13 protein-coding genes and 1 pseudogene are annotated in these 10296 nt (G+C 64.3%); 8 read left to right on the top strand and 6 right to left on the bottom strand.

Annotation, left to right across the window (positions count from 1 at the left end; all coding sequences use genetic code 11):
• Window positions 1-240 precede the first annotated feature (240 nt).
• A complete protein-coding gene (locus DPV74_RS21355; protein ID WP_027787329.1) occupies window positions 241-939 on the bottom strand; it encodes an energy transducer TonB in 699 nt (232 codons plus the stop codon).
• Window positions 940-1061: 122 nt separating this feature from the next.
• Here DPV74_RS21355 and DPV74_RS21350 point away from each other — a divergent pair, with 122 nt between their 5' ends.
• Window positions 1062-1301, top strand: coding sequence for a hypothetical protein (locus DPV74_RS21350; protein ID WP_124536505.1), 240 nt, complete (start codon window positions 1062-1064; stop codon window positions 1299-1301).
• Window positions 1302-1773: 472 nt separating this feature from the next.
• On the opposite strand, the gene DPV74_RS21345 is transcribed toward DPV74_RS21350, so the two are convergent.
• Both DPV74_RS21345 and DPV74_RS21340 read right to left on the bottom strand, forming a co-directional pair.
• Window positions 1774-2259, bottom strand: coding sequence for an aminoacyl-tRNA deacylase (locus DPV74_RS21345; RefSeq protein ID WP_027787328.1), 486 nt, complete (start codon window positions 2257-2259; stop codon window positions 1774-1776).
• A 100-nt stretch (window positions 2260-2359) separates the two neighbouring features.
• The gene (locus DPV74_RS21340) at window positions 2360-3358 is read right to left on the bottom strand and encodes a cysteine synthase A (RefSeq protein ID WP_027787327.1); all 999 of its coding nucleotides are present in this window, start codon (window positions 3356-3358) and stop codon (window positions 2360-2362) included.
• Between the two features lie 138 nt (window positions 3359-3496).
• Between DPV74_RS21340 and DPV74_RS21335 the strand changes: the two genes are divergently transcribed.
• Window positions 3497-3985, top strand: coding sequence for an adenosine-specific kinase (locus DPV74_RS21335; RefSeq protein WP_091923283.1), 489 nt, complete (start codon window positions 3497-3499; stop codon window positions 3983-3985).
• A 321-nt stretch (window positions 3986-4306) separates the two neighbouring features.
• The gene (locus DPV74_RS21330) at window positions 4307-4594 is read left to right on the top strand and encodes a YciI-like protein (protein ID WP_021160928.1); all 288 of its coding nucleotides are present in this window, start codon (window positions 4307-4309) and stop codon (window positions 4592-4594) included.
• A 13-nt stretch (window positions 4595-4607) separates the two neighbouring features.
• On the opposite strand, the gene corA is transcribed toward DPV74_RS21330, so the two are convergent.
• Window positions 4608-5585 (bottom strand): magnesium/cobalt transporter CorA, encoded by a 978-nt coding sequence (corA, locus tag DPV74_RS21325; protein ID WP_027787325.1) that lies wholly within the window; start codon window positions 5583-5585, stop codon window positions 4608-4610.
• A 155-nt stretch (window positions 5586-5740) separates the two neighbouring features.
• Here corA and cydX point away from each other — a divergent pair, with 155 nt between their 5' ends.
• Together cydX and DPV74_RS21315 are read left to right on the top strand one after the other, a co-directional pair.
• Window positions 5741-5887 (top strand): cytochrome bd-I oxidase subunit CydX, encoded by a 147-nt coding sequence (cydX, locus tag DPV74_RS21320; RefSeq protein WP_027787324.1) that lies wholly within the window; start codon window positions 5741-5743, stop codon window positions 5885-5887.
• A complete protein-coding gene (locus DPV74_RS21315; RefSeq protein ID WP_060084927.1) occupies window positions 5884-6501 on the top strand; it encodes an ATP-binding protein in 618 nt (205 codons plus the stop codon). The genes cydX and DPV74_RS21315 overlap by 4 nt, the downstream gene beginning before the upstream one ends.
• Before the next feature lie 94 nt (window positions 6502-6595).
• On the opposite strand, the gene DPV74_RS21310 is transcribed toward DPV74_RS21315, so the two are convergent.
• Window positions 6596-7696 carry a saccharopine dehydrogenase family protein gene (locus tag DPV74_RS21310; RefSeq protein WP_011352168.1) on the bottom strand — a complete coding sequence of 367 codons (1101 nt, stop codon included), beginning with the start codon at window positions 7694-7696 and terminating at the stop codon, window positions 6596-6598.
• 93 nt (window positions 7697-7789) lie between these two features.
• On the opposite strand from DPV74_RS21310, the pseudogene DPV74_RS41965 reads away from it, so the two are divergent.
• Window positions 7790-8143, top strand: a pseudogene (locus DPV74_RS41965) (hypothetical protein); the annotation flags it as partial.
• Between the two features lie 287 nt (window positions 8144-8430).
• Here the strand turns inward: DPV74_RS41965 and DPV74_RS21300 are convergent.
• Window positions 8431-8895, bottom strand: a complete 465-nt coding sequence (locus tag DPV74_RS21300) for an Lrp/AsnC family transcriptional regulator (RefSeq protein ID WP_006481526.1) — start codon at window positions 8893-8895, stop codon at window positions 8431-8433.
• A gap of 255 nt (window positions 8896-9150) precedes the next feature.
• Here DPV74_RS21300 and DPV74_RS21295 point away from each other — a divergent pair, with 255 nt between their 5' ends.
• Window positions 9151-9702, top strand: a complete 552-nt coding sequence (locus DPV74_RS21295; protein WP_119337915.1) for a Spy/CpxP family protein refolding chaperone — start codon at window positions 9151-9153, stop codon at window positions 9700-9702.
• A 133-nt stretch (window positions 9703-9835) separates the two neighbouring features.
• Window positions 9836-10267, top strand: coding sequence for a PGDYG domain-containing protein (locus DPV74_RS21290; RefSeq protein ID WP_021160921.1), 432 nt, complete (start codon window positions 9836-9838; stop codon window positions 10265-10267).
• The last annotated feature ends 29 nt before the right edge of the window (window positions 10268-10296 follow it).

The raw sequence follows: 10296 nt of genomic DNA, 5'->3' as shown, positions 1-10296 counted from the left end.
TGGCCGGTGCGGCAGACGGCGCCGCGGCCTGCGCCGCCGTGCCGGCCGCGCCGCTTGCCTGCGCATGGGCGAGCTGCGGCGCAACGAACCCGTCGACTGCGACGACGGACATCAGGATGCTTGCCGCCAACGCGGCCAGTGAACGCTTCGTCATACCCCACTCCAGTTATTTCGGTGAACTTAATACGACAGTTCGTGATGGTTTTTCCCGGCCCGGTTCGCGCCGGGCCGCCCACTGCATCAATTCAGATTGAACGAGAACGGTACCTGGACCCGCACCGACTGGCCCTGCGCGACGCACTTGAATCGTTTTACGGTGTTGTAGGCAGCGCGATCGAGGACCGGATCTGCCGACTGCGCCACGCGCTCGTTCGTGATGTTCCCTTCCGCATCCACGACGAATTCGATCGTTACGTCACCCGTGATGTTGTTTTCCTGCGCTTCCTTCGGATACTGGATCGACGCGCGAAGCGCGTCCGAATTCGGGCAAACGACACCCACGTCATGGCTGACGGGCTTGGCCGGCGCCGGGGGTGCTACGACCGGTGCCTGCACGGCCGGCGCGGAGGGTACCGGGGCCGACTGGTGCGTGATCGTCGCCTGCGGCGGCGCCTGCACCGGCACTTCCGGCGGCGGGACGAACGGGGGCGGCGGCGGCGCGAACTTCGGCGGCGGGAGTTTGACCACGGGCATCGGCGGTGGCGGCGGCGGCTTGACCGGCTCGATGATGCGGGTTTCGATCGGGTGCTGGATCACCTGCACGACTTTCGTCGCCAGGCCGTTGAGCAACGCGTAGATCAGCACTGCATGCAGCACCAGGACGATTCCGACGCCGCCGAACCGGCGTACCGGATTCTGTTGCTTCTTGCCGAACTCTCGCGGACGGCCCAGCGTAGCCAGTCCGCTGTTCGACGTAACCAGACTTTCTTCGACTTTCATGCCCACCATCCATCCCCCAAGCGATTCGCCCAGTTTCGGATTGCTGCCGGCGGCGAAACCAGGTCGGCATCGCCATCGCATCTACCCGAACATTTCATTTCAAATTCAATTTGCAATCCGAATTGAAAGAATTGCATTCGAATTCCAATACACTCTTTTTCAAGGAATCGTTCCGGCCGGCGCGGCCCGGTGTTGCACCGGAAAACCACGCGCCTGCACGTTCAGGCAATTGTCAGCTGAGCGGGCGGCGCCGCGCGTTTCGTATGACGATTCACCGTTCGTTACGCGGTGATGTCATTGGCGCCGTTCACTTGGGTGCAGAAGATAGCAAGGAAAAAATTTTGCCGTCAAACTTTATTTGATACCCGAATACAAAGTTTGGAGGGGATATTCAAATAATATTCCGGTAAGCACAAATACAACTTTTATTATTAATTTGGTAATTGAATTGTATGGGTATATGCGAAAACGGATATTGATCCGCTTCAACATAAATATCGGCATATCTCCTGCATCGCACCAAAAAAGGGCATTCGGAAAGTAACCTCGAGGATGCATCCCCCGCCTCGTCATCGCCCGCATGTCGACGGACATGCCGGTCGACCGCCTCGAACTGGCCGGGATCGTTTCCTCAAGGACGGCGCACCGGAGATGCCGAACCAGAGGTACCAGAACAGTTAATCTGGAATGCGACTTAAATTAAGGATTGGTCGGCTTCCGTAAATACGCCGCCAAAAAATTCGGATGGCGAATTAACTATCCGACGGCCATCCCGCTGACAAGACCTGCAACCCTGTCACACTCGCACCGACAAATGCCCGTGCACCGCAAGCGTCAGGACTGCATGCCCTGCATCTTGTGCGAGAAATGCGCACGCTCGGCCGTCTCCATCAGCGTCAGGAATTCATCCTGCATCATGTGGATCAGCGCTTCGTGGTCGCCGGCCTCGAAATAGACTTCCGGCTGCTGTGCGAGACGTTCCTCGAGAAACGTCTTCATGCCGTACGCCATGCAGACCGGCGGTAGCGCACCCATGTCGCAATCCTTGAACAGCTCGCGCAGTTCGACCTCGCGGGCGAGCACGAGATGGCGTCCCGTCTTCACCCAGAGATCCGACAGGCGCACGGCGTGTGTGGTCGGCAATACGGCTGCGACGTAGCCTTCGTCGTCTTCGAGGAGCACGGTTTTCGCGAGGCGATCGCCGGGGATATGCGCGGCGGCGGCCGTCTCCATGCTCGTATGGCTATAGGGGTGGTACACCACTTCGTACCGCGATGACTTCTGGCGCAGGCAATCCTGCAGGGTGGCTGATACTGGCATGGCACACCTCGTCTGGGCGAATCGGGCGAACGGCGTTCGCTCCGGATTTGTTCAGCATAGGTCGCATTCGAGCCAATGGAAACGCCGCCTCACCCCTTCCTCATTCGGGTGCCCGTTCTGGTTCCAACCCCGATTCCAGCCCCTTTTCGCGCAGCCATTCGCGGTTGAAGAGCCGCGCACGATAGATGTCGCCGCGATCGCACAGCAAAGTCACGATCGTATGCCCCGGGCCCATCCTGCGGGCCAGCCAGACCGCCGCCGCGACGTTGATTCCGCTCGATCCGCCGACGTACAGCCCTTCTTCGCGCAGCAGCCGGTAGACCATCGTCACGCACTGCGAATCGTCGATCCTCACGGCGTCGTCGATCGGTGCGCCGGCCAGATTCGCGGTGACCCGCGTCGAGCCGATGCCTTCGGTGATCGAGCTGCCTTCGGCACCGAGGTCGCCCGTTTTCACGTAACCGTAGAGCCCGCTTCCGTGCGGATCGGCCAGCACGATCCGGACCTCAGGATTCTGCTCCTTCAGGTAGCGGCTCACGCCCGCCAGCGTGCCGCCCGTGCCGGTTGCGCAGACGAACGCATCGACCGTGCCCGCCGTATCGCGCCAGATTTCCGGTCCGGTCGTCTCGTAGTGCGCCTGCCGGTTGACGACGTTGTCGAACTGGTTGGCCCATACCGCGTTGTCGAGTTCGTCCGCGAGCCGCCCGGCAATCTTCTGATAGTTGTTCGGGTCGCGATACGGCGCCGCCGGCACCGGGCGCACGTCGGCGCCGAGCGTGCGCAGGATCGCCATCTTGTCCGGCGATTGCGTGTCGGGAATCACGATCACGCAGCGATAACCGCGCGCCGCGCAGATGTGCGCAAGACCGATGCCCGTGTTGCCCGCCGTGCCCTCGACGACGGTGCCGCCCGGCTTCAGCGCGCCGCGCTGCTCGGCGTCGCGGATGATGTAGAGCGCCGCGCGATCCTTCACCGAACCGCCCGGATTCATGAATTCCGCCTTGCCCAGGATTTCGCAGCCCGTTTCCGCGCTGAGCTTCGCCAGCCGGATCAACGGCGTGCGTCCCACGCAGTCGACGAAGCCGTGTCGCACGTCCATGTTGCCCTCCGTTGCATTCGCGCTCGCGCGCCCTACACAACCAAGGATAGGACGCGTCGCTTTCGACGCCAGCCGCCTCGTACTAAGCTTGGAGAGCCCATTGCGGCGCGCGCGCCGCATCGCCAGACGAGGTCCGCCATGCTGCAATTCGAAACCGTCACCATCGACAAACCCGAGGCCGTGAATTTCATCCTCGGCCAGTCGCATTTCATCAAGTCCGTCGAGGACATCCACGAGACGCTGGTCGGCACCGTGCCGGGCATTCGTTTCGGGCTCGCGTTCTGCGAGGCATCGGGCAAACGTCTCGTGCGCCGCTCCGGCACCGATGCGGAACTCGTCGAGCTCGCGTGCCGCAACGCCCTTGCGATCGGCGCCGGTCACGCGTTCATCGTGTTCCTCGGCGACGGTTTCTATCCGGTCAACGTGCTCAATGCGATCAAGGCCGTGCCGGAGGTCTGCCGGATCTACTGCGCGACCGCGAACCCGACCGACGTGATCGTCGCGGAAAGCGCGCAGGGGCGCGGGATCGCCGGTGTCGTCGACGGCTTTCCGCCGCTCGGTGTCGAAAACGACGACGACGTGCGCTGGCGCAAGGATCTGCTGCGCACGATCGGATACAAGGCGTAGGCGCGGGCCGCCGGTGCGGCCGCGGCGCATACATCGAGCTTCCGCCAGGGCCTGCCCTGCAGACGTGACCGCATCGTCGATGCGAACCGGGTCTCCCGGCCCTGCGAAACAAGAAGAAAAAGCGGTGGGATCAAAGGCGCGACCGCGGTCAGGATTTCAGGTCGCTGAGTTGGCTGACCGTTAGTTGCAATCTCGAGAACAGGATTACGCTCCCGTTGGCGACGCGCCGGCCACCCGGCTGTCCTATACTGGCCGCAACAGACCGACCGGCAGCCGAGCCGACACGACGACCGCGCCGCCGCCCCCTTCCCGGAGCCACGCATGCATTACCAGCTGATCTACGAACTCGTCGACGATTACCTGTCGCGGCGCGAACCGTTCCGCGCCGAACATCTCGCGCTTGCACAGGCCGCGACCGAGCGCGGCGAACTCGTGCTCGCCGGCGCGCTGTCGGACCCGGCCGACCAGGCCGTGCTCGTGTTCGAAGGCGATTCGCCGGAGGCGGCCGAGTCGTTCGCGCGCGCCGATCCGTATGTGCAGAACGGCCTCGTGAAATCGTGGCGTGTGCGTCCGTGGCGCGTCGTGATCGGCAAGCACGCGCCGCGCTAGCCGCGACGCAGGACTACAGCCACCCTGCCCGCTTGAAGCGCCACCACAGCGCGAAGTCGGCGACGACCATCACCGCGATACAGCCGTAGAAACCGTATTTCAGGTGCAACTCGGGCATGTTCGCGAAGTTCATCCCGTAGATGCCGGCGATCATCGTCGGTATTGCGAACAGCGCGGCGAACGAACCGAGCCGTTTCGTCACTTCGTTCTCGGCCAGCGAAATCATCCCGAGGTTGACCTGGATCGCCGTGACGACCATTTCGCGGCGCCCTTCGATCGTCTTCACGATCCTCTGCAGATGGTCGTACACGTCGCGGAAATAAGCCGCCATCCCGCTGCAGACCTGCGGCACGCGTCCGCCGGTGAGTTTCGCGAGCGGCTCGATCAGCGGCGCCGTGTGCTGGTACAGCGTCACGAGCCGGCGCTTCAGCGAATAGAGATCCTCGATGATCGCGCGCGACGACGCGGGCGTGGCCTTCGCGAAGATCCGATCCTCGAGTTCCTCGAGCTCGGTGCCGAGCGTTTCGAGGATCGGGAAATAGCGGTCGACGACCTGGTCCATCAGCGCATAGAACACGAACGCCGAGCCTTCCCGCAGCAGATGCGGCTCGTGCTCGCAGCGCTTGCGCACGTCGCGGAAATCCTGCTCGGTGTGATTGCGGATCGACAGCACGTAGTTCGGGCCGACGAACACGTTCAGCTCGCCCACCTTGAATTCGCCGTCGTCATCGAGCTCGACCGTATGCAGCACCGCGAACAGCGAATCGCCGTACTCCTCGATCTTCGGCCGCTGGTGCCCCTTGCGGGCATCCTCGAGTGCGAGCTCGTGCAGCCCGAACTCCTCGCCCATCAGGTCGATTTCCTCGGGTGTCGGATCCTTCAGCGCGACCCACACGAAGCATTCGGGCTTCGACACGTAGTCGCTGATGGCGTCGATATCGATGTCGGCCAGCTTGCGGCCGTCCTGGTATGCAGCACAGTTGATCAGCATGGTGTCTCTGATGTTGCGGTTTGCGCATCAGTTTACCGGTTTGCTGCGCGGGCGGCCCGGCTTGCGCGGCACGACGATATTGGTCATGATCGGGCTGCGTGCGCCGCAGCACGCGCACCAGGACACTGCGGCCCAACCGTCAAGGAGACAGACCCATGTGGTATTTCTCGTGGATACTCGGCATCGGCGTGGCGCTCGGCTTCGGCATCATCAACGCGATGTGGCTGGAAGCGGAAGTGTTCTCGCGCGGCGACAAGCGCAACGGTGCACCGAGCCCGCAGCCGGGAGGCAAGGCTTCGTGACGCACCTGGTGTTCTTCTGCGGTCACGCCGGCACCGGCAAGACCACGCTCGCGAAGCGGCTCATCGGGCCGCTGATGCGCGCGACCGGCGAGGCCTTCTGCCTGCTCGACAAGGACACGCTGTACGGCCGTTACAGCTCGGCCGCAATGGGTGCGCTCACCGAGGATCCGAACGACCGCGACAGCCCGCTCTACCTGAAGCACCTGCGCGATCCCGAATACCAAGGCCTGCTCGACACGGCCCGTGAAAACCTCGCGCTGGGCATCGGCGCGCTCGTCGTCGGCCCGCTGTCGCGCGAAGTGCGCGATCGCCGCATTCTCGACCGCGCATGGCTCGGCATCTCCCCCGACGTCACGCTGACGGTCGTCTGGGTCTACACGTCGGAAGACGTCGCGCACCAGCGAATCGTCGCGCGCGGCAACCCAAACGATGCCTACAAGCTCGCGCACTGGGACGAATACCGGCAGCGCCGCTTCGTGCCGACCGGCCGCGAATGCGACGGCATCGTGATGTTCGACAACACCGCGCCATCCGACACCGACATCGATACGCTGCTGTACCGCATCGCGCCGCCTCCGCCTGCGGCGACAATCGTCCCGCCGCTGCCGGCCTGATCGCCCCTCCTGTTCGTTCCCGCAAAAAACAACGCCGGAAGCGCTGCTGCGCTCCCGGCGTCGTACGGCCCTCGTGCCGGAGGCTGGCGGACGGTCAGGCCACCGCGTGCACGCGCTCCATCGTGCCGCCTTCGTACAGCTTGCCGAAGCGGTTCGACAGGAACGCCTTCAGCGACACCTTTTCCTGCGGGATGAAACCGCTTTGCGGCAGCTTCTTCTCGCGGAACAGATCCAGCACCGCGCACATCGCGCCGGCCGTCGTGATCTGGATCGCGCTCATGTGCATCCCGCACACGTCCTTCGCGAAGATCTTGCGCGTGAACACGTCCTGCACCAGCTGGCCGTCCTTCACGCCCGTCACGGTGATGAACACGAGCACGACGTCCTGCTTCGTCGACGGCACCGCGCGGCGCATGATCGACTTCAGCGTGTCGCGATCGGTCGACAGGCGCAGGTCCTCGAGCAGGAACTGCACGAGATCGCGGTGGCCCGGGTAGCGCACCGACTTGTAGTCGAGCGTCTCGACCTTGCCCGACAGCGTCTCGCACAGCGTGCCGAGACCGCCCGACGTGTTGAACGCTTCGTATTCGGTACCGTCGAGCGAGAAGTGCTCGAGGCCTTCGAGCGGCTGCACCCACTGCTTGCGGCCGTCGCGGATCGCTTCGCACGGCTGGCAGTATTCGTTGATCAGGCCGTCGACGCTCCACGTCAGGTTGTACTTCAGCGCGTTGGTCGGATACTCGGGCAACGCGCCGACGCGCATCTTCACGTCGCGCACTTCGCTGAAGCCGTTCACCAGTTCATGCGCGGCGAGACCGATGAAGCCCGGGGCGAGGCCGCACTGCGGCATGAACGCACGATCGGAGCCTTCGGCCAGCTCGCGGATCGCGTGGGTCGCGCGCACGTCTTCGGTCAGGTCGAAGTAGTGGACGCCGGCAGCCTTCGCGGCGGCGGCAACGTTGACCGCGAGGTAATAAGGCAGCGCATTGACGAGCGCATCGAAACCCTTCACTGCTTCGCGAATCGCGTTTGCGTCGGCCGAATCGACCCGTTGCGTCGCGATGCCTTCGCGCGACAGCTTCGCGAGCGCATCCGCATCGCGGTCGAACGCGACGACTTCGTAGTCGCCCGTTTCACGCAGCATGTGAGCAATGGTGTGGCCGATCAGACCTGCGCCGACGATGGCGATTTTCATGCGCTTATCTCCTGATGATGGGTGTGATGTAGTGGACGGCGTTGAGCCATGAACACAGTTTAGGGACGCGCAAAATCAGTTCCAAGACGAAGAATGATGCGAAACGACCGACAATTTCGACGTTACGACGACACATTTCGTCGAAACGTCGAAACGAGGTTTTTTCACCCGCTACGGGCCTGCCGTGACTGGCCAAAGTCTCGCGAGCCGGACTGCATGCCGACTACACGATTGCCGAGGTGGCATCGCATGCAATCCCTGCCCGTCGAACGCACACCGCACTGGCTGAACAAGGAGCCCGACGTCGCGCTGTCGCTCCGGATCGTCAAGATCATGTCGACCACGGTCGGCGAAACCGGCGCGGACTATCTCGCGGTCAACGTGGGGCCCGGCCGGATCGTCGCGCGCATCGCGATGGCGTCGCGGCTCGCGATTGCGTTGTGGATGCAGTTGCGTACGCACTGCGAGGTGCCGCGGATCTGCCAGCCAACGGTGGTGCTGGTCAACGTCGTCGGTACGCGGATCGCCGACCTGCTCATCGTCGAAGTGAACGTCAGCCTCCACGCGAGCGCGACGATCAACGCGGCGCGCTCGCGGCGATCTTCATCGTGCGGCATCGCATTGAACCCACGCTTGTCGATCGACACGATCGTCACGCCGCAATGCGAGCGGCTCTATGTCGGGCCGATACGGCAGCGCAACAAGCGCGGCGCAATGAACGCCGCGCCTGAACGTCAGCCGCCGATCGTCCCGCGATCGATCTTGCGCGACAGGATGATCGACGTCGTCGTGCGCTCGACGCCTTCGAGCGTGCCGATCTGGTCGAGCAGGTCGTTGAGCCGTTCGGGCGAATCGGCGCGCAGCCATGCGACGTAGTCGTACTCGCCGCTCACCGCGCACAGCAGCTGCACTTCGGGCATCCGGTCGAGCTTGCGCAACACGTCCTTGCCGAACTTCGGCGTGAGGATGATGCCGACATACGCGTAAATGCTCGCGTCGAGCACGTCCTGCCCGAGCCGGACGCTGTAGCCGGCGATCACGTTGGTACGTTCGAGCCGCGCGATGCGTGCGACGACCGTCGTGCGCGCGACGTCGAGCTGGCGCGCGAGATCCGCGACGCTGGCACGCGCATCGGCCTGCAGCAGCGCGACGAGTTGCCGGTCGAGATCGTCGAGTTGGTCGAGGCGGGGTGGACGCATGAGGCTGGGCCGGGGCACGACGTGCCGGCAAAGTGGAAGGTGACGCGATGATAGCGCCGAACGCCGGCCTGCCCAAACCGCATCGCCCGGAACCGATTCGAACCTTTCAATTTCGATTCGTATCGGATGTAAGCAAGTGTCGCATTCACTGCTGCGCCGCACTCAACGTGCTACTAATAGCTGGCGATGCGAGATGCGTGCTTGCGGCATTTGCCGCCGCGCCCGCTCGCCAGACACCACCCCGGAGAGCCAACCATGAAGAAAATCTCGCTCACCCTCGCTACGCTCGCCGTTGCAGCCAGCGCGTTCGCGCAAACCCCGGCGCAGCCGCAAGCGCCCGCTCAGGCCACGACAACCGCAGCCGCGGCTTCGGCCCCGACCGCCGAGCAGCGCGAGGCGCGCCATGAAGCCCGCGTCGAGCAGCGCATCAAGTACCTGCACGACCAGCTGAAGATCACGTCGGCGCAGGAGCCGCAGTGGAAGACGTTCGCCGACACGATGCGCGGCAACGGCGACACGATGGGCCGCCTATATCGCGAACGGATGGCCAAGCACGACGTCTCCGCACTCGACGACATGAAGCAGTATGCGGAACTGTCGCAGGCGAACGCGGACGGCGCGAAGAAGCTCGCCGACGCCTTCGCACCGCTCTACGAGAGTTTCCCGGCCGACCAGAAGGCACTGGCCGACACGACGTTCCGCAGCTGGCTGCACCACGGCGGCGAGCATCGTGGCAAGGGCAAGACGAAGGGCAAGAAAGGCAAGGCGGCAGCCGCGCCGGCCGCCAGCGCACCCGCGCAGCCCTGACGCCCGCCCTGCCGGCGCCGCCGGCACCGTATACGGCCCGTCCGGGCCGAACGGCACCGCTACAGGCGACCGGCGCGTCACACGGCGCGCCGGATTCGGGATAAGCTCCCGGCTTTTCCCGCACTTCCCCGCCATGCTCGAACTCAAGCACATCGACCTGCGTACCGATCCGCAGGCCCGTCGCGTCGTCAAGGACGAAACCGTCGCCGTTTCCTTCGCGGACGCCGACGGCGAACTGATGAGCCTCGAAGGCCCGAACCGCTATGTGGCGGGCGACGCGCTGATCACGGGCTCGACCGGCGACCGCTGGGTCGTGTCGCGCGCGCGCTTCGACGCCAAATACCTGCCCGCCGATCCGGCACTCGCACACGGCGCACCGGGCGCCTACCGGAACCGGCCGGCCGTCGTGCTCGCCCGCCGGATGGACGAGCCGTTCACGATCGCCCGCTCGGAAAACGGCGACACGCTGCGCGGCGTCGCCGGCGACTGGGTGATGCAATACGCGCCCGGCGACTACGGTGTCGTGCAGGCGCAGCGCTTCGCGCAGGTCTACCGCGACGCGTGACGCGGCGTGCCGGCATCGCGCCGGCGCGA

The organism is Burkholderia sp. HAN2018, assembly GCF_024704855.1.
GTDB classification, from domain to species: domain Bacteria; phylum Pseudomonadota; class Gammaproteobacteria; order Burkholderiales; family Burkholderiaceae; genus Burkholderia; species Burkholderia cepacia.
The sequence above is the reverse complement of the archived record's forward strand: the minus strand, read 5'-3'. Positions and strand labels throughout refer to the sequence as shown.